Origin of the sequence: uncultured Marivita sp. (assembly GCF_947488135.1) — a bacterium.
Taxonomy (GTDB): domain Bacteria; phylum Pseudomonadota; class Alphaproteobacteria; order Rhodobacterales; family Rhodobacteraceae; genus Marivita.
On record NZ_CANKYW010000001.1, the window covers coordinates 199,775 to 216,703 of the forward strand.

Consider the following 16,929-nt stretch of genomic DNA (forward strand, 5'->3'; position numbering starts at 1 on the left):
CTCAAGACCTACCCCAAAGGCCGCTCGTCAGAGCGGCCTTTTTCGTTTCAGCGATCTTCTGGCGCCTTGTGTGCCTGAAGCAGGGCTTCTTCTACTTCGTCCTGTGCCACGTCTTCATTCTTCCAAAGCGGGACACCCGTGGACAATACCGACCGGCCCATCATATGTGCCCCGATCGGCGCGGTCAGAAGGATGAACAACACGATCGCGATGACGCGGATGATGATGTCCGGGCTTGCAAAAACCACAGCACAGCCTGCGAGGATGAGACCCGTCGACAACGTGCCGATCTTGGTCGAGGCGTGCATGCGGATAAGCACATCCGGCATTCTCAGAAGACCCAAAGCGCCGATCACCGCGAATGCGCCGCCGAGGATGATCAGACAACCTGCCACAATCTCACTCATCGGATGTCTCCTTGCGATTGCGAACGGTGTTGCGTTCGGCGAAGCGGGCGAGGGCGACCGTCGCGAGGAACCCGACGAGGGCCAGAACCAATGCCACGTCAAGGAATGCGGCCGTCCCGTACCTGACCGCCGCCAATCCGCAGAAGGCCACAATCGCAACCGTCATGAAATCGAGCGCGACCACACGGTCCTGAAGGCTTGGCCCTTTGATCAGCCGCACGAAGGCCATGACGACCGACAACACGACACACATGAAGCCAATCTCGAGGCTCAGGTCCAAAAATCCGTCCATCATGATCCCTCCACAGCATCAATGACCCACCGCTCCATCCCCTCCTTGAGGCTTTTGCGGAGGGCGTCGTGATCGTCGGCGAACATCGCGTGCACCAGCAAGGTCTTGCGATCCTCGCTCACATCGAGGCTCAGCGTGCCGGGGGTCAGCGAGATCAGGTTTGTCACCAGCAGGATGCCCGTATCGGTTTTCACGTCCAGCGGTACTTCGATGATCGCCGGGCGGGACCGGTGGCGCGGGGTCAGGATATCGTAGGCCACGGCAAGGCTCGACACGATCAGTTCGTAGTGGAACATCACGATCAGCTTGATCCACGCGGTGACCCTTCGGAAATAGGTGCTTGTCCCAATCAGAGGCTGGATCAACCAAAGCGCGCCGTAGCCGATGACGAAACCGGTGATGAGCCCGAGGAGGGACACGGACCCGGTGAATGCGACCCAGGCGATGGCGAGAATGATGTTCAGTCCAAAGGTGTTCATGGCTGTTCCCCCAGCACCGCGGCGATGTAGGCCGACGGATCAAGAAGCTGAGCGGCGGATGCCTCGGCGAATTGTACGAAAGGCTCTGGCATGACGCCAATGATCACGGTGAGAACGGCCAGACCGGCAATCGGCACCAGCATCGCCGCGCGGTCGCGGGAGGACAGAAGCGACAGCTTCGGCTCCACCCCATCGGGATGCGGTTCCCAAAACGCCTGCGCCCAGATTTTCGTCATCGAGTAGATCGTCAACAGGCCCACGGCGAGAGCGATACCGGCGATGATCCAGCCCTGGATTTCGAGCGCCGCCTTGACCAGCAGGAACTTGGCCCAGAAGCCTGAGAGAGGCGGGAAGCCTGCGAGGGAGAAGGCAGGTACGACGAACAGGACCGCCAGAAGGGGGGCGGATTTATAAAGCCCGCCGATGCGCGAAAGCTCGGTCCCGCCTGCGATGCGCTGCGCGACACCGGCGATCAGGAACAGGTTTGCCTTCACGACAATATGGTGCACGAGGTAGAACACTGCGCCGACGATGGCGAGCGGCGTCAACAGCGCGAGGCCAAGGATCATGTAACCGATCTGGCTGACAATGTGGAACGACAGGATCTTGCGCATGTCACTTTGCGCCGCCGCGCCGAGAACGCCGACGACCATCGTGAACCCCGCGACCCAAAGCAGGATTGTGTGGGTGAAAGCCGTGTCATGGTCGAAGATCAGCGTGAAGGTACGCAGCAGGGCATAGACCCCCACCTTGGTCAGAAGCCCGGCAAAGACCGCCGACACGGCAAAGGCCGGTGTGTGATAGGACGCGGGGAGCCAGAAAAAGAGCGGAAACACCGCTGCCTTGACCCCGAAGGCAATCATGAAGAGCACCGCGACCACGGTCAGGAGGCGCTGATCCGCGCCATCCACCGCCGAGGCGAGATCGGCCATGTTGAGCGTGCCGGTCATGCCATAGAGCAGCCCGATCCCGGTCAGGAACATGATGGTCGACACGAGGTTCAGCGCCACATATTTCACGCCGCCGTCGATTTGTTCCGGGCGTCCCCCCAGCACCAGAAGACCGAAGGAGGCAATCAGCATGACCTCGAACCAGACATAGAGGTTGAACAGATCGCCTGTGGCAAACGCGCCGACCACACCTGCGATCAGCATGTTGAACAATGCGTGATAGCCCAGCCGTTCCATGCCCTCGTCCACATCGGCGATGGCGTAGATCGACACGGCGACCGCGACGATGGCGGTGATCACCACCATGACCGCCGATAGCAGATCAGCCACCAGCGTGATCCCGAACGGCGCGGGCCATTGACCCATTTGCCCGGCGATCACGCCTTCGCGCAGAACCGCGTTCATCAGAGCGATGGAAGCGGCGAGAAGCACGCTTGACCCGGCAACCGAGATCCAGCGCCCCCATGACGAGACCCGGAACAGGAACGCCAGAACCGCCGTGATGAACGGAATGACGATGGGAAGTGCGAGAAGCCAGCTCACTTATGCGCCTCTTCAGGTTCGGCCCGGCGCATGTCGTCCGGCGTCAGGGAATTCAGGGTGGTCCAGGCACGGAACACCAGCACGATGGCAAACGCAAAAAGCCCGAAGCCGATCACGATGGCGGTCAGGACAAGCGCCTGCGGCAGGGCATTGGCCACGTCGACCAACGGCGCATCTGCCCCTTCCGGGATCAGCGGCGGCGCACCATCGGTCAGGCGACCGGCCACAAAAATCGTCAGGTTCGCCGCGTTCGAGATCAGGACAAGCCCGAAGATGAAGCGCAGCAGGTTGTTCGACAGCATCAGGTAGACGGCTGACGCGACCAGCACGCCGATGGTTATGGCGAAGAGGAACTCCATCAGATTTCCTCCTCCATCGCGAAGACAAGGGTGAGGATCGATCCAAACACCACGAGGTAAACGCCGATGTCGAAGACCAGCACCGAGGACAGGGGCAGGCCCTTGTCGGTTTCGGTCTCTCCGATGAAGAGCCATTGCCCGGTGAACAGCGCGTCGCCGAATACCGCTGCAAACAGCCCGGCGGCCAATGCGATGCCCAGACCCCAGATCGCGATGGTCTGCGGCAGGATGCGCAGCGCCGCGCGGGCGTCCTGGGTGCCGCAGGCGATGGCGTAGAGGACAAACCCCGTGGCCCCGGTCAGCCCGCCGATGAAACCACCCCCCGGTTCGTTGTGACCGCGCAGCATCATGTAGAAGGAGAAGACCAACAGAAGCCCCGCAAGGTAACGTGTTCCGGCGCGCAGGATGATGGAATTCATGACCGGCCTCCTTTGCGGGTCGTGCGCAGAAGCGCATAGGCCGACAGGGCCGCGATCACGACCACAGCAATTTCGCCAAAGGTGTCGAGCGCACGGAAGTCCACGAGGATCACGTTGACGATGTTGCGCCCGTAGGCCTCGGGCCAGCTGGTCGCTTCGAAGTAATCCGACAGTCGCAGATCAAGCGGCGAGGAAACGACGGCGATCAGGATCAGGGAGATGGACGCACCGACCGCAACCGACAGGATGGCATGACCCAGCCGGAACTCTGCCTTGGGCAGGGACGGCAGGCGGAGCATGACGACCGCCACCAGCACGACGACCAGCGTTTCCACCAGAAGCTGCGTGATGGCGACGTCGGGCGCGCTGAATACGATGAAGATCAACGCGATCCCGATCCCCACCACGCCAAGCGCCGCGATCCCCGCGATGCGCGAATTGGTGACGAGCGCGAGCAGGGCACCGGCAATTGTCAGCAGCGCGATGGAGGTGTGCTTCCACTCAACGTCAGACAGATCGACGTCGATCATCGGCAGGCCCGTGTAGACAAGGGTCAGAAGGATACCGGCGGCGATGGTCAGAAAGGTGATGAAAAGATAGCTCGACAGTTTGCCGTTTTGCACCAACAGGGTTTGCCACTTTGCAACCGACTTGAGCCCGTCGAGGAACCGGTCCCAGCCACGATCGAGATTTGGAATGGCGCTAAAGACGCGTTCCAGCAAGGCGCGCAAGCGCACATGCCCCGCGTAGATCACAAGACCCAACACGAAGGTGGCGATGCTGAGGATCAGCGGGATGTTGAACCCGGCCCAGAGCTGAAGCTCTTTCGCTTCGCCAACCTCTCCAGTCAAGGAAATCACCGTTGGATTGATGAGCGCCACCTGCAAGAGATCCGGGTAGATGCCGAACAGCGCACCAAGGCTGGCAAGGATGATCGGCCCGGCCCACATCTGCCACGGCGCTTCGCGCGGGGACTGCCCGGACGGAACACTGCCGCGCCAGAATGGACGGAAGGCGACCACGCCAGCGACCGCCAGCATCAGCGCATTAGACAAGAGCGCCGCACCGGCGACGAACAGCGGTTCGGACGCCACGGCAATGGCCCCGGCATATTTGAGCTCTTTGCCGATGAAGCCAAGGAATGGGGGAAAGCCCGCCATCGACAAGGCCGCAAGCGCAGCGGCCACGGCGGTGATGGGCATGAGCCGACCTAGACCGGCCAGTCGATCGGTCTCGCGCGTGCCGGTCGCGGTGTCGATGCAGCCTACAACGAGGAAGAGCGATGCTTTGTACAGCGAATGCACGATCAGGAAGGTCGCGAAGGCCGTCATCGCGTAGCCGGATTCTTGGCCAAGAAACAGCGTCAGCGTGCCAAGCGCCATCAGCGTGGTATAGGCCAGCGCCTGTTTCAGATCGGTCTGCCGCAGCGCCAGAAGACTGGCGAAGACGGCCGTCACCGCGCCGAAGATCGTCAGCGTCCAGAGCCAGACATCTGTGCCCGACATCGCCGGGTGCATCCGCGCCATGACGTATACGCCCGCCTTGACCATCGTGGCCGAGTGCAGGAACGCGCTGACCGGCGTCGGTGCCGCCATCGCGTTTGGCAGCCAGAAGTGGAACGGCACCTGCGCTGATTTCGTGAACGTGCCCGCCAGAAGCAGGATGAGGATCGGCAGGTACATCGCATGGGCGCGCAGTTCGTCCCCCATCGTCAGGAGGCCGGATATGCTGGTGGTCCTGGAGACTGCGGCGAGCAGGATCAGACCGGCAAGAAACGCCAGCCCGCCCGCACCCGTGACGAAAAGCGCCTGCAACGCGTTGCGACGGCTTTTCTCGCTCTCATGCGAGAACCCGATCAGCATATAGGAGGTGAGCGTCGTCAGTTCCCAGAACACAAAGAGCAGGATCAGGTCATCGGCCAATACCAGACCCAGCATCGACACCATGAAGGCCGTCAGGAACAGCGCGAAGCGCGCGTATTGCGGATGCCCCGCGAGATAGGTGTTGGAGTAAAGCAGCACCAGCGTGCCGATGCCGGAGATCAGCAAGGCGAAGGTCAGGCTGAGGCCGTCCACAAGGAAGGCCAGTTCGATCCCAAGAGACGGGATCCACGGAATCGTCACACGAATGATCTCGGCCGCTGCGATGGTCGGGACCATGGAGGCGAAATACGCGAAAAGCGCCGCCGCGATCAAAATCGGGACCACGCCCACAGCCCCGTTTCCGCGCACGTCTTTTGGAATGCCACCTGCCATCAGAGTGTTCCCTCTTGCAAACCCGGTCCTATGGGCGATTCAAAGCCAGCCGCCTTGGCGGTCAAAACCGAACAACCGACATGGTTCAAAATGGTTTCCGCCGTATTCCCGATGAACAGACCTGCAACGCCCGTCCGGGTCAGCGTGCCCATGACAATCGTGTCGATGCCCTCAGCCGCGACATGCTCCGGGATCACGTCACCCGCGATCCCCTTGATGTGCAGAACGCGCATGATGTCCTCGAATTCCGCAAAATCAGAGACCAGTGTCTGTAGTCTCTCTTTGCTTTTCGCCTGGGTGTCGGCAACCAGACGGTCGATGTCGGCGTCCGAGATATCCGCCATCCCATGCCGCAAGGTGGCCTCTTCCTGAAGCCGCCAGACATTCATGACATCAAGCTTTGCACCATCCGCCCGCGCGAGCGAGGTGGCAAGCTCCATGATCGTCCTGTTCAACCCATCGCGAGCGGGATTAGCCGGGTCCGGATCGACCGCGACGAGGATCCGCTGCGCCTTTGGTTCGGAAACGGAATGGAGAATCCAGATCGGGCAGGGGCATTTGCGCAGAAGATGCATGTCGGCACCGGGGAAATACCTGCGCCCCGGCGCCCGGTGCGCGCCTTTGACCACTAGATCGTGCCCTCCGCGCAGGACTTGCCGAATGATCTCGATAAAGGGGGTGCCGACAAGCAGCTTGGTCTCCACCAAGATGCCCTTGTCCCGCAAAAGCTGCGCGCGCGCATCCAGCTTTGCGCGATGCACCGCGATGACCGCTTCACCGATCTCCTGGCTGCCCAATCCGGGAATCACCGAAAAGAGCTTGGAAACATCGGTCGCGCCGCCGCTGTCGATCGTCGTCACGAGGGTCACGGCAGCGTCATTGGCCGTGGCGAGCCAGATCACACGATCCAGCGCAAGCTCATAGGCGCTCTGTTCGTCGCATACAAAAAGTATGTTTTTAAATCGCTGCAATGTCTGCGCTCCCTCGCCCAAGGGATCAGATAGGGTGGACGCAGTCATTGACCAAATCGGAAATACGCGTAGTTTTGATAGATAATCTCTATCAGTAGGTCTTGAATGCCCAGCCTCCAGCAATTGCGCTATTTGGTCGCCGTCGCCGATCAGTTGCACTTCCGCCGTGCCGCCGAGGCTTGCAATGTCACCCAGCCGACGCTGAGCACGCAGATCAAGGAGCTTGAGTTGCGTCTCGGCACCAGCCTTGTGGAACGCAGCCGGTCCAAGGTGGTGATGACGCCCACCGGAAAGGAAATAGCGGAACGCGGGCGGCGGATCCTGCGCGAAGTGGCCGAAATTCAGAGCATCGCGAAATCACGGCAAAGCCTCTTGAGCACGGTCATCCGCATTGGTGTCGTGCAGACGGTCGGGTCCTATTTCCTGCCACTGGTCATCCCAGACCTGCATCAGAAATACCCCAGATTGGGCCTGTATATCAGGGAAGGATTGCCGGATGTGCTGCTCAGCAACCTGGAGGACGGGATGCTCGATCTGCTCTTCTTCCCGCTGCCCGTGACCCGTGCCGAACTCGAGACGGTTTCGTTGTTTCGTGAGCCGATCCAGGTGGTTGTTCCCGCCGACCATCGCCTCGCCGCTGAGCCCGAGATCGATCCGGTCATGCTGCGCGGAGAGACGATCCTGTCGCTCGAGCCGGGTCACCGGCTTTACGAACTGGTCCGGACGATCTCCGACGATTATGGGGTCGAGCTGTCGCATGACTACGAAGGCACCAGCCTCGATACGCTTCGGCAGATGGTCGCGACCGGCATGGGTGTATCCCTGATGCCCGCGCTCTATGTGAAATCTGAGGTGGCGCACCAGGACCTTGTGGTCGCGCGCCCGTTCCGCGGCACGGCCCCGTCCCGCACAATCGGAATGGTCTGGCGCAAGGGCACGTCGCGGGAAAACGAATACAGGTTGATGGCAAACATGGTCTGTCAGTCGCTGACCGACCGCGCACCGGAAATCACGGTATTGGGCGATGTGTCCGTCAGATGATCGGGAGAGGCATTACAGTCCATCGCTGGGCGGGCTATGAGGTAGGGTGCCTCATAGGTCTGCGTTTTTGCACGGTTGTTCGACAAATCAAAAACGTCGCGGTTTTCGGCTAATCTTTAATCGCATTGGCGTTGAGCCCGATATTCTATCTTTATCAAGGGGTTAACCGTTTTTTCTGGTCCGTCCCGTTCCTCTTTTTTTGACTGTAGGACCATTCTATGCAAGAGCGATACCGGCAGACTGGAAATCAGGACACTCAGATGGGTATCGAACCTCGAAAGAATCAGCCGCTAAAAGGGATGGCTCGACTGCTTGCTGCTTGGCACAATTCTCGAGCGGGTTTTAGCGATATTTGGGCGACAGAAGAAGCTTTTCGGATCGAAGTGATGGCATTTTTCGCCTCGATACCTCTTTCTTTCTTGGTGGCCTCCGATCCTTTTCACGCTGCATTGCTCATCGCTTCGATAATAATGGTCATGATCGTGGAAGTAATCAACTCGGCGATTGAAGCAACCATCGATCGGATCGGGCCGGATTATAACGAATTTTCGCGTATTGCAAAAGACTTAGGGTCCTTGGCGGTTTTACTGGCAGCGGTTATGTCTGCGATGCTTTGGATCGTCTCCATTGTCTCAATCTAGGTCGCCCAGTTGATTTCTGTCGGCACGAGTAATTAGACTTTGCAATTTGGGGTATGACTGAACTGAATCTGGTTGTTGATCTGACATCGTGAATGGGTCGGCGACGTCTGTATATTCGGCACACACAAAGCTGGTGGTGACGCAAGCCAGAAGAAACTTTTCTTCGGTGTCGTACCAAAACAAGCGCCTACTGAAGATATTGCCGAAAACTACTGGGCGATCATCGGTTTTCAGTGTTCTCAAATACTCCTCTAATTCGTCTGTGTGAAAATCGACAAGCAGGTCGGGAAACTGCGTTGCGCCTACGTACTTGTCGTATGTCGCATGGGCGCCAGATGGATGTATCACTATCAACGGCAGCCAATTAAGTGCCAATTGGTTTTGTAGTTGGCCGGAGAAAGAGCGTTCGCGCGACTCGTCGGAAGTGAACACGACAATAGTGTTCTTGAGTAAACCGCGTTCTTCCAATGAAATCATTAGGCCTCTAATTGCATCGTCTAGATACCGAAGTGAGCGATACCGGTCTGATGTCTCGTTCGCCAAGTAGTCGGGTGGCACATTGTACAGCGCGTGCGTTCCAGTTGTTAAAATGCTGACGAACCATTTTTCATCTTTTGAAAGCGTATCAATGTAATCAATTGAGTGCTCGAAAAGAGCGCGATCATCAATGCCCCAGCCATCTTCCGAGTAGTAGCTTGCCCAAGAATTTCGCCCCATTACAGTGTCAAATCCGAACCGAGGCATAACCTCGCCCTTGGACATGAAGCTTAGCAGCGCACTTTGCAGGAACGACGTTTCATATCCTTGAGCACGTAGTACATTTGGCAATGCGGCAAGCATGGCTTCAGAGTCAGCATCGGTACTGCTCCATTTGAAACCACGCCTGGCAAGATAAGGGAAATCCCCCGTCAAAGATCCGTAAAGGCCATTGGCCGTTATGAGTTGATGTCCGACATATCTCGTGAAACTAACATTCTCTTGGGCTAAAGATTTCAAGAATTCCATGTCGCCGATTTGAATGCTGTGTTGCGATAAACCTTCCATATACACCAACAGGACATTGTATTTCGGTACCGTCTCCATTGTGATGGATTTCGGCAAAAGAGCTTCAGCCGAAAATTCGCGGTTTGCGTTTTCGGCGGAAGCTCGAAGTGGTGATCCGAGGAACGGGTTGGATTGTAACCAGAGCGGGTTGACGAAACTACCCTTCAACGGCGCCATTAGGGCGATTGGAATTGCAAGAATTGTTCCGGTGGTCAAAAAACGACGCGCGAACCTTTTGCGCTGAGTAAGCACAAAAGCCATGCCAAAAGCGAAAAGGGCGATTGAGGTCAAAATCAATTCTTGATTGATCATGCCCTTTATGAAGGTAAAATCCGCACCAACATTCGCGGTCGAGAAATTTATATTGTCGTGATTGAACTTTATGTGATCGAAGTTGGCGGCGAAAAATATACTTAGACAGAATAAAGCCGAGAGGCTCAGCCAAAGAGGCATGAAAACGAGCGGAACAGCTACGATTGCCGAAAAAACCACATCATATGTCACCCCGAGAAGGGTGCTTTCGCCGTAAAATTCCATCCACATACGCAAAGCGTTGGGAATTCCGCCCGTTGCGTATGTCCGGCTAAATGCATGCTTCCCATAGTGGCCGATTGCAAAAACCCGGTGTAGAAGTGCTATCGAAAGCACTCCCCAGAACCAAATCGGATACGACTTTAGTGCGCCGAATAACTTTTGAATTAACGCGTTTGAGTAAGACAACTTGCCACCAAAAAATATCCAAATCGGCATTCTTCGATCAGATTGGTCAGATCGATCTGACGTGCAGTTTGCCGATGCGTTCAGTTCGGATCAAGCCTTTTGGATGTGGTTTCCTTCAAGCGCGCCGTAACAACTTGAAATGGATTTGTTCACGAGGACAGCCGTACCGTTGCTCAGTGGTCGCATCTGGGCGTCGGCCAATGGACGCGGAACGTGCCGGGTTTGATTTGCTCACACGCCCACGCAGCGTAACTATACGCGACATTTCTGTGGCATAGGACAGCGATAACAAGTGAAGATTTTCAAATGTCGGGAAATGGTGGAGCCTAGGGGGATCGAACCCCTGACCTCTTGCATGCCATGCAAGCGCTCTCCCAGCTGAGCTAAGGCCCCGTTTGTGCGCGTTCCATTACGCAAAGCCGGGGGCGGGATCAAGCGTGATTCCGCCCCGTCGGCAGAAATTAATCGTCGTCGTCGCTTGCCACGTCGGCAATGTCGTCGAGCGACACGTTATCATCGTCATCGTCCTCGAGAACATCGTCATCCTCGAGTTCGACATCGACATCATCGTCTTCCAGAACATCCACCTCGTCCGCGTCTTCGGTCTTGGCTTTGCTCTGGCGGTCTTCGGCATCCGCCGCGATCATACGGGTCTTGCCCGTCTCGACCTCGACGATCTCGCCCGTGTAGGGGCTGACGATCGGATCGGCGTTGAGGTCATAGAACCGCTTGCCAGTGGTCGGGCAAAGGCGCTTGGTGCCCCATTCTTCTTTGGGCATGGGTGATCCCCTTCAATTGCGTGGTCATATCGACAATCTGCGCCAACTGCCATAACACCGAACCAGTGTCAAAGGCTTTGCGGCACGGACCTTGTTGAGCGGCATATGGGCGTCATGACTCTTCCGGGCAACCCCGGAATTACCCTTAAATTACGGAAAAACCCGCGCGCGCGACGTATGACGCTTCGGATCTCCCGGGTGGATGGCGCGGTGACGCTGACCGTTCCACGCGGCGTGTCCGACCGAGAGGCCCTGGCCTTTGCCGCCGAAAAGCAGGATTGGGTTCTCGGGCATCTGTCCAAACAAGAGGCGCAAGCACTGGTCGCGCCGGGTCAGACGCTCAGTGTCGCCGGATCGGATTTCCATCTTCAAATGGGTGACGGCAAACGTCTGCGGGTGATCGGCAACGTGATCGAGCTGCCGCAGCCGATCGAGACGGGCCGCCGTCATCTGCTCGCCTGGTTGAAGGAGCAGGCCCGCGCGGAGTTGACCCGTGCGTCGGATCACTACGCTGCGAAGCTCGGACGCGGATACAGCCGACTGACATTGCGCGACACTCGCTCGCGTTGGGGGTCTTGCTCGTCAGCCGGGGCGCTCATGTATTCGTGGCGGTTGATCCTGGCCCCTCGTGCGGTGCTGAGCTACGTCGCGGCACACGAGGTGGCGCATTTGCAGGAGATGAACCACTCCGCCGAGTTCTGGCGCGTGGTCGATGCGCTTTACGGGCCGCATAAAGAGGCGCGCGCCTGGCTGCGGCATGAAGGCCCGAAACTGCATCGTTTCCGGTTTGACGCTTGACCAGCCACAAAGCTGTGATCACAGTTTGGCATGAGCGTTTTGACCCGCCCCACCGAACCGACCCTTTCCGCGCATGATCGCGTCTATCGCGGTTTGCGCAATCGGATCATGTTTGGCCAGATGTCCCCCGGGGAACACCTGACCCTACGGGGCATCGGACGGGAATTCGGGGTCTCCATGACACCGGCCCGGGAAGCGGTGCAACGGCTTGTCGCCGAGGGGGCGCTGTCCATGTCGGCCTCGGGGCGTGTTTCGACGCCTGAACTGTCCAACGACCGGATCGAAGAACTGGCGGCGCTGCGCGCTTTGATCGAGGTCGAACTGGCAAGCCGCGCGCTACCGCGCGCGCATCTGGCGCTGATCGAGCGGCTTCAGACGATCAACGGCACGATTACGGACGCGATCTCGAATCGGGACGCAGTGGGGTATATCCGTACCAATCTTGATTTTCACCGGACGCTGTACCTGCGGGCACAGGCACCTGCGATGCTCGCCATGGCGGAAACCGTCTGGCTGCAACTCGGGCCGACGATGCGCGCGCTTTATGGGCGGTTGCGCCGTACCGAGGCCCCGCAGTTTCACCGGTTGATGATCGCCGCGTTGAAGGCCGGGGATGAACCCGGCCTACGCCTGGCTGTCCGGTCGGACGTGACGCAGGGCCTGCGCCTTTTGACAGGCTAGACCCTGCGATTGCGTCAATGCGCCATGAAAACCGGGACTTCGCAGGTTTCCAGCATGTTGCGGGTGGCACCACCGAGAATCGCCTCGCGGAACCGGGAGTGTCCGTAAGCGCCCATCACCACGAGATCCGCGTTGATGTCCGTCACATGACGCCGCATGACGTCGGACAAGCGCGGCATGGTCTTGGACAGAACGTCGATCTCGACCTTCACGTCGTGCCGGGCGAGGAACTGCGACAGCTGTCCGCCGGGATCCGACCGCGTGGGCCCGTGCTTCGGCGGGTCAATGACCACGATATGCACGGTCTGTGCGGCGCTGAGGAAGGGCAGGGCGCTGCGCACGGCGCGGAGAGCCTCGGCGCTTTCGTTCCAGCCGATTGCGACCTTTTCCGGCATCTTGAGCTCGGGCCCGCCATCGGGCAGCACGATCACCGGCGACTGACCTTCGAAAAGCGCGCCTTCGACCGCCGGTTCCAGTTCGATGCCACGATCCTCACCGTAGGGGCGCGGAACGACGGCCAGATCGGCAAAGCGCGCATGTGCCGCGACAAAGCGCGCCACATCGGCCAGCTGGCACACGGCTTCGGTCACGCCCCACCGCAGGCCGGACGCATCGAGATGCTGTTTCGCCGATTTGGCCAATCCAGCGGCATCGTCGCGCGCCTGGTTCAGCGTCTCCTGCAAGACAGCCGCGTTCATCCCGGCATAGTAATACCCGGTCTGGGTGCGATCGACCCCGATACACAGAACGTCAAGATGCGCGTCCAGTGCTGTGGCCAGCGCGACGGACTGATTCAGGGTTTCGGTCAGGTGCGACTGGTCGGTGATGACCGCCAGAAGTGTTTTGAAAGACATGGTTGGCTCCCTTCGTTGATTTCCCTCTATCAGCACTCTCCACGCAACTTGCCTGATGCGCTTTGACACCCATCAAGCAAGACCGGCAATTCTATTGATGCAGATCAAGGATAGGTTTCCCCAAGTTTCGCATTAAGGGCCCAGTCTGAAAACCGCCTGCGCGGCAGCCGAATCGTGCAGGTTTGACGAAGGGACAAAAAATGTTGAACTATATCAAGCTGATCGCGCTTGGTTTGATCACGCTCTTTGCGATGATCGCTGCAAGCTATGCGCGCGATTTGGCCTATCAGGTTCACGCCTTGATCATCATGGCGGTATCTGCCGGGCTTTTCCTCTGGACGCTTCGGAACACCGACGAACCGGTGCCTGCCGCCGTTCTCGAAACAAGCTATATGGACGGTGTGGTGCGCTACGGCGTGGTCGCCACTGCCTTCTGGGGGGTGGTCGGGTTCCTTGTCGGAACCTTCATCGCGTTCCAGCTCGCGTTTCCGGGGCTGAATTTCGAATGGGCGCAAGGCTACATGAATTTCGGGCGCCTGCGTCCGCTTCACACATCTGCGGTGATTTTCGCGTTTGGCGGCAACGCCCTGATCGCAACATCATTCTACGTCGTGCAGCGTACAAGTGCAGCGCGTCTCTGGGGCGGGAACCTCGGCTGGTTCGTGTTCTGGGGCTACAACCTTTTCATCGTTCTGGCAGCGACGGGGTACCTTCTGGGCGCCACCCAGTCGAAGGAATACGCGGAACCGGAATGGTATATCGATCTGTGGCTGACCATCGTTTGGGTCGCCTATCTCGCGGTTTTCCTCGGCACGATCATCAAGCGCAAAGAGCCGCATATCTACGTGGCCAACTGGTTCTTCCTGTCCTTCATCGTCACGGTTGCGATGCTTCACATCTTCAACAACCTGAGCATTCCGGTGTCGATCTTCGGCTCCAAATCGGTTCAGGTTTTCGCAGGTGTTCAGGATGCGATGGTGCAGTGGTGGTATGGCCACAACGCCGTGGGCTTCTTCCTGACCGCCGGTTTCCTTGGCATGATGTACTACTTTGTGCCCAAGCAGGCCGAACGCCCGGTCTTCAGCTATAAACTGTCGATCATCCACTTCTGGGCGCTGATCTTCCTTTATATCTGGGCCGGTCCGCACCACTTGCACTACACCGCTCTGCCGGATTGGGCCTCGACCCTCGGCATGGTGTTCTCGATCGTTCTGTGGATGCCGTCATGGGGTGGCATGATCAACGGCCTGATGACGCTGTCCGGCGCTTGGGACAAGCTGCGCACCGATCCGGTCATCCGGATGATGGTAATCTCGCTTGGCTTCTACGGCATGTCGACCTTCGAAGGCCCGATGATGTCGATCCGTGCGGTGAACTCGCTGTCGCACTATACGGACTGGACCATCGGTCACGTGCACTCCGGTGCGCTTGGATGGAACGGTATGATCACCTTTGGTGCTCTGTACTTCCTGGTGCCGAAACTCTGGAACCGTCAGCGGCTCTATAGCCTCAGCATGGTCAGCTGGCACTTCTGGCTCGCCACCATCGGCATCATTCTCTACGCGGCCTCGATGTGGGTCACGGGGATCATGGAAGGCCTTATGTGGCGCGAAGTCGATGCGAACGGGTTCCTCGTGAATAGCTTCGCCGACACCGTGAGCGCCAAGTTCCCGATGTATGTCGTGCGGGCTTTGGGTGGCGTCATGTACCTCACCGGTGCTCTCATCATGTGTTACAACCTGTGGATGACTGTGAAGCGCAGCCCGGCGAAAGACGCCGTGGCCAGCTCCGCAGCCGTCGCAGCCGAATAAGGAGGCTTGGACAATGGGTATTCTTGACAAGCACAAGATCATTGAGACCAACGCGACGCTGTTGCTGATCTTTAGCTTCCTTGTCGTGACCATCGGTGGGTTGGTGCAGATCGTGCCGCTCTTCTACCTCGAAAACACCATCGAGGAAGTGGAGGGCATGCGCCCCTACACGCCGCTCGAACTGGCGGGTCGGGACATCTACGTCCGTGAGGGCTGCTATGTCTGCCACAGCCAGATGATCCGTCCGATGCGGGACGAGGTGGAACGTTACGGGCACTACAGCCTCGCGGCCGAGTCGATGTACGACCACCCGTTCCAGTGGGGCTCCAAGCGGACCGGGCCGGACCTTGCCCGCGTCGGTGGCCGTTACTCGGATGACTGGCACCTGGACCACCTGCGCGACCCGCAGTCCGTGGTGCCGGAATCGGTAATGCCGAAATACGGTTTCCTCGAAGCGACCCTTCTGGAAGGCGAACATATCGGCGATGTGATGGCGACCAACTCTTTCGTCGGCGTGCCCTACACCGAAGACATGCTCGCGGCAGCAACAACCGATTTCCGCGCCCAGGCCGATCCCGACAGTGACTTCGACGGTCTGCTGGAGCGGTACGGCGAAAACGTGAACGTTCGTAACTTCGATGGACAGCCGGGCGTTTCGGAAGCGGATGCGTTGATCGCATATTTGCAAATGCTGGGTACGTTGGTCGACTTCTCGACCTTCACACCTGACGCAAGCCGCTAAGGGGGCACCGATGGAAACCTATTCGTTTCTCCGTGAATTTGCGGACAGTTGGATGCTCTTGCTGCTGTTCCTGTTCTTTGTCGGGGTGATCCTCTGGGCCATCCGCCCCGGCAGCAACAAGACACATCGCGATACAGCCAACATTCCGTTTCGCAACGAAGATAAACCCGCCGCATCCAAGGAGGCGAGGAAATGAACAAGAAAGACGACGATCTTGATTATGAAACCACCGGTCACGAGTGGGACGGGATCAAGGAATACAACAAGCCTCTGCCACGCTGGTGGCTCTGGACGTTCTACGCGACAATCGTTTGGGCCGTGCTCTACACGATCGCCTATCCTGCGTGGCCGGGCATCCGGGAGGCGACACCCGGTTTGTTGGGGTACTCAACACGGGCCGAAGTCGTTGACGAGATCGCACGTTTCGAAGCGGCGAACTCCGAGATCAACGCACAGCTCGCGTCGGTCGAACTGACCGAGATCGTGAACGATCCGGAGCTCAACCAGTACGCTCAGAACGCCGGTTCCGCGGTGTTCCGGTCCTGGTGTTCGCAGTGTCACGGATCTGGGGCCGCCGGTGTTCAAGCCTCGGGCTATCCGAACCTTCTGGACGACGATTGGCTTTGGGGCGGTGACATCGAAGCGATCCACGCCACCATCGCGCATGGTATCCGGAACGAAGAAGACCCGGACGCCCGTTGGTCGCAGATGCCGGCCTTCGGTGAGATCCTCGCGGAAGAAGAGATCAACCAAGTCGTCAACTACGTGATGTCGCTCTCGGGTGAACCGCAGGATGCCTCGTTGGTGGCCGCTGGCGAGACCGTGTATCTCGACAACTGCGCCGCGTGCCACATGGACGATGGCACAGGCGACCGCTGGCAGGGCGCTCCGAACCTCACGGACGCGATCTGGCTCTACGGTGGGGACTACGACACCATCATGGAAACCGTGGTCTATTCCCGCTTCGGCGTGATGCCGCCCTGGACGGAACGCCTCAGCGAGGCCGAGATCCGCGCCGTTGCGACCTATGTGCACGGTTTGGGTGGGGGCGAGGCCCCGGCCGAGTAATCCACATGATCGATACCTTTCGGCCCGAGGGCCGAAAGGGAAAGCGCCGGTGCCTCCTTTTGTTCGCGCGTTTCG

19 protein-coding genes and 1 tRNA gene are annotated in these 16,929 nt (G+C 58.7%); 8 read left to right on the forward strand and 12 right to left on the reverse strand.

The features are described from left to right. Window positions 1-47: 47 nt before the first annotated feature. The 8 genes from mnhG to Q1B16_RS01040 are packed head-to-tail and all read right to left on the reverse strand — an operon-like array spanning window position 48 to window position 6,675. On the reverse strand, window positions 48-407 hold the full coding sequence (gene mnhG / locus Q1B16_RS01005; protein ID WP_299784061.1) for a monovalent cation/H(+) antiporter subunit G: 360 nt from the start codon (window positions 405-407) through the stop codon (window positions 48-50). Beyond that, on the reverse strand, window positions 400-702 hold the full coding sequence (locus tag Q1B16_RS01010; protein WP_299784063.1) for a monovalent cation/H+ antiporter complex subunit F: 303 nt from the start codon (window positions 700-702) through the stop codon (window positions 400-402). The genes mnhG and Q1B16_RS01010 overlap by 8 nt, the downstream gene beginning before the upstream one ends. After that, the gene (locus Q1B16_RS01015; RefSeq protein ID WP_299784064.1) at window positions 699-1,178 is read right to left on the reverse strand and encodes a Na+/H+ antiporter subunit E; all 480 of its coding nucleotides are present in this window, start codon (window positions 1,176-1,178) and stop codon (window positions 699-701) included. The genes Q1B16_RS01010 and Q1B16_RS01015 overlap by 4 nt, the downstream gene beginning before the upstream one ends. Further along, window positions 1,175-2,671 (reverse strand): Na+/H+ antiporter subunit D, encoded by a 1,497-nt coding sequence (locus Q1B16_RS01020; RefSeq protein ID WP_299784066.1) that lies wholly within the window; start codon window positions 2,669-2,671, stop codon window positions 1,175-1,177. The genes Q1B16_RS01015 and Q1B16_RS01020 overlap by 4 nt, the downstream gene beginning before the upstream one ends. Next, complete coding sequence (locus Q1B16_RS01025) at window positions 2,668-3,030, reverse strand: Na+/H+ antiporter subunit C (RefSeq protein WP_299784068.1); 363 nt, start codon at window positions 3,028-3,030, stop codon at window positions 2,668-2,670. Before Q1B16_RS01025 ends, Q1B16_RS01020 begins: the two co-directional genes overlap by 4 nt. Continuing rightward, on the reverse strand, window positions 3,030-3,449 hold the full coding sequence (locus Q1B16_RS01030) for an MnhB domain-containing protein (protein WP_299784069.1): 420 nt from the start codon (window positions 3,447-3,449) through the stop codon (window positions 3,030-3,032). The genes Q1B16_RS01025 and Q1B16_RS01030 overlap by 1 nt, the downstream gene beginning before the upstream one ends. Then, entirely contained in the window at window positions 3,446-5,704 is a 2,259-nt protein-coding gene (locus tag Q1B16_RS01035; protein ID WP_299784070.1) for a putative monovalent cation/H+ antiporter subunit A, read from the reverse strand. The genes Q1B16_RS01030 and Q1B16_RS01035 overlap by 4 nt, the downstream gene beginning before the upstream one ends. Further along, the gene (locus tag Q1B16_RS01040) at window positions 5,704-6,675 is read right to left on the reverse strand and encodes a universal stress protein (RefSeq protein ID WP_299784072.1); all 972 of its coding nucleotides are present in this window, start codon (window positions 6,673-6,675) and stop codon (window positions 5,704-5,706) included. Before Q1B16_RS01040 ends, Q1B16_RS01035 begins: the two co-directional genes overlap by 1 nt. A 105-nt stretch (window positions 6,676-6,780) precedes the next feature. On the opposite strand from Q1B16_RS01040, the gene Q1B16_RS01045 reads away from it, so the two are divergent. After that, entirely contained in the window at window positions 6,781-7,716 is a 936-nt protein-coding gene (locus Q1B16_RS01045; RefSeq protein WP_299784074.1) for a LysR substrate-binding domain-containing protein, read from the forward strand. Window positions 7,717-7,976: 260 nt separating this feature from the next. Continuing rightward, on the forward strand, window positions 7,977-8,357 hold the full coding sequence (locus Q1B16_RS01050) for a diacylglycerol kinase (RefSeq protein WP_299784075.1): 381 nt from the start codon (window positions 7,977-7,979) through the stop codon (window positions 8,355-8,357). Here the strand turns inward: Q1B16_RS01050 and Q1B16_RS01055 are convergent. From Q1B16_RS01055 to Q1B16_RS01065, 3 genes are all read right to left on the reverse strand, one after another. Continuing rightward, complete coding sequence (locus tag Q1B16_RS01055; protein WP_299784077.1) at window positions 8,349-10,151, reverse strand: LTA synthase family protein; 1,803 nt, start codon at window positions 10,149-10,151, stop codon at window positions 8,349-8,351. The genes Q1B16_RS01050 and Q1B16_RS01055 overlap by 9 nt on opposite strands. A 287-nt stretch (window positions 10,152-10,438) precedes the next feature. After that, a tRNA-Ala gene (locus Q1B16_RS01060) sits at window positions 10,439-10,514 on the reverse strand. A gap of 68 nt (window positions 10,515-10,582) precedes the next feature. Further along, window positions 10,583-10,900: a TIGR02300 family protein gene (locus Q1B16_RS01065; protein ID WP_299784079.1), complete on the reverse strand. Its 318-nt coding sequence runs from the start codon at window positions 10,898-10,900 to the stop codon at window positions 10,583-10,585. 177 nt (window positions 10,901-11,077) lie between these two features. Between Q1B16_RS01065 and Q1B16_RS01070 the strand changes: the two genes are divergently transcribed. Continuing rightward, window positions 11,078-11,698 (forward strand): SprT family zinc-dependent metalloprotease, encoded by a 621-nt coding sequence (locus Q1B16_RS01070; RefSeq protein ID WP_366140121.1) that lies wholly within the window; start codon window positions 11,078-11,080, stop codon window positions 11,696-11,698. 30 nt (window positions 11,699-11,728) lie between these two features. After that, window positions 11,729-12,379, forward strand: coding sequence for a GntR family transcriptional regulator (locus tag Q1B16_RS01075; protein ID WP_299784083.1), 651 nt, complete (start codon window positions 11,729-11,731; stop codon window positions 12,377-12,379). Between the two features lie 14 nt (window positions 12,380-12,393). On the opposite strand, the gene Q1B16_RS01080 is transcribed toward Q1B16_RS01075, so the two are convergent. Beyond that, window positions 12,394-13,233 (reverse strand): universal stress protein, encoded by an 840-nt coding sequence (locus tag Q1B16_RS01080; RefSeq protein ID WP_299784085.1) that lies wholly within the window; start codon window positions 13,231-13,233, stop codon window positions 12,394-12,396. 200 nt (window positions 13,234-13,433) lie between these two features. Between Q1B16_RS01080 and ccoN the strand changes: the two genes are divergently transcribed. From ccoN to ccoP, 4 genes are read left to right on the forward strand one after another with little or no spacing between them, the layout of a single operon-like run. Next, complete coding sequence (gene ccoN / locus Q1B16_RS01085; RefSeq protein WP_299784086.1) at window positions 13,434-15,044, forward strand: cytochrome-c oxidase, cbb3-type subunit I; 1,611 nt, start codon at window positions 13,434-13,436, stop codon at window positions 15,042-15,044. A 13-nt stretch (window positions 15,045-15,057) separates the two neighbouring features. After that, a complete protein-coding gene (ccoO, locus tag Q1B16_RS01090; RefSeq protein ID WP_299784088.1) occupies window positions 15,058-15,786 on the forward strand; it encodes a cytochrome-c oxidase, cbb3-type subunit II in 729 nt (242 codons plus the stop codon). Between the two features lie 10 nt (window positions 15,787-15,796). Then, complete coding sequence (locus tag Q1B16_RS01095) at window positions 15,797-15,982, forward strand: cbb3-type cytochrome c oxidase subunit 3 (RefSeq protein ID WP_299784090.1); 186 nt, start codon at window positions 15,797-15,799, stop codon at window positions 15,980-15,982. Further along, complete coding sequence (gene ccoP / locus Q1B16_RS01100; RefSeq protein WP_299784092.1) at window positions 15,979-16,854, forward strand: cytochrome-c oxidase, cbb3-type subunit III; 876 nt, start codon at window positions 15,979-15,981, stop codon at window positions 16,852-16,854. Before Q1B16_RS01095 ends, ccoP begins: the two co-directional genes overlap by 4 nt. Window positions 16,855-16,929 lie beyond the last annotated feature (75 nt).

Bases quoted from the DNA above. Each gene is read 5' to 3' on its own strand.
- mnhG (WP_299784061.1), bottom strand. From the start codon at position 407: ATGAGTGAGATTGTGGCAGGTTGTCTGATCATCCTCGGCGGCGCATTC.
- Q1B16_RS01010 (WP_299784063.1), bottom strand. From the start codon at position 702: ATGATGGACGGATTTTTGGACCTGAGCCTCGAGATTGGCTTCATGTGT.
- Q1B16_RS01015 (WP_299784064.1), bottom strand. From the start codon at position 1,178: ATGAACACCTTTGGACTGAACATCATTCTCGCCATCGCCTGGGTCGCA.
- Q1B16_RS01025 (WP_299784068.1), bottom strand. From the start codon at position 3,030: ATGGAGTTCCTCTTCGCCATAACCATCGGCGTGCTGGTCGCGTCAGCC.
- Q1B16_RS01030 (WP_299784069.1), bottom strand. From the start codon at position 3,449: ATGAATTCCATCATCCTGCGCGCCGGAACACGTTACCTTGCGGGGCTT.
- Q1B16_RS01035 (WP_299784070.1), bottom strand. From the start codon at position 5,704: ATGGCAGGTGGCATTCCAAAAGACGTGCGCGGAAACGGGGCTGTGGGC.
- Q1B16_RS01045 (WP_299784074.1), top strand. From the start codon at position 6,781: ATGCCCAGCCTCCAGCAATTGCGCTATTTGGTCGCCGTCGCCGATCAG.
- Q1B16_RS01050 (WP_299784075.1), top strand. From the start codon at position 7,977: ATGGGTATCGAACCTCGAAAGAATCAGCCGCTAAAAGGGATGGCTCGA.
- Q1B16_RS01055 (WP_299784077.1), bottom strand. From the start codon at position 10,151: ATGCCGATTTGGATATTTTTTGGTGGCAAGTTGTCTTACTCAAACGCG.
- Q1B16_RS01065 (WP_299784079.1), bottom strand. From the start codon at position 10,900: ATGCCCAAAGAAGAATGGGGCACCAAGCGCCTTTGCCCGACCACTGGC.
- Q1B16_RS01070 (WP_366140121.1), top strand. From the start codon at position 11,078: ATGACGCTTCGGATCTCCCGGGTGGATGGCGCGGTGACGCTGACCGTT.
- Q1B16_RS01075 (WP_299784083.1), top strand. From the start codon at position 11,729: ATGAGCGTTTTGACCCGCCCCACCGAACCGACCCTTTCCGCGCATGAT.
- Q1B16_RS01080 (WP_299784085.1), bottom strand. From the start codon at position 13,233: ATGTCTTTCAAAACACTTCTGGCGGTCATCACCGACCAGTCGCACCTG.
- ccoN (WP_299784086.1), top strand. From the start codon at position 13,434: ATGTTGAACTATATCAAGCTGATCGCGCTTGGTTTGATCACGCTCTTT.
- ccoO (WP_299784088.1), top strand. From the start codon at position 15,058: ATGGGTATTCTTGACAAGCACAAGATCATTGAGACCAACGCGACGCTG.
- Q1B16_RS01095 (WP_299784090.1), top strand. From the start codon at position 15,797: ATGGAAACCTATTCGTTTCTCCGTGAATTTGCGGACAGTTGGATGCTC.
- ccoP (WP_299784092.1), top strand. From the start codon at position 15,979: ATGAACAAGAAAGACGACGATCTTGATTATGAAACCACCGGTCACGAG.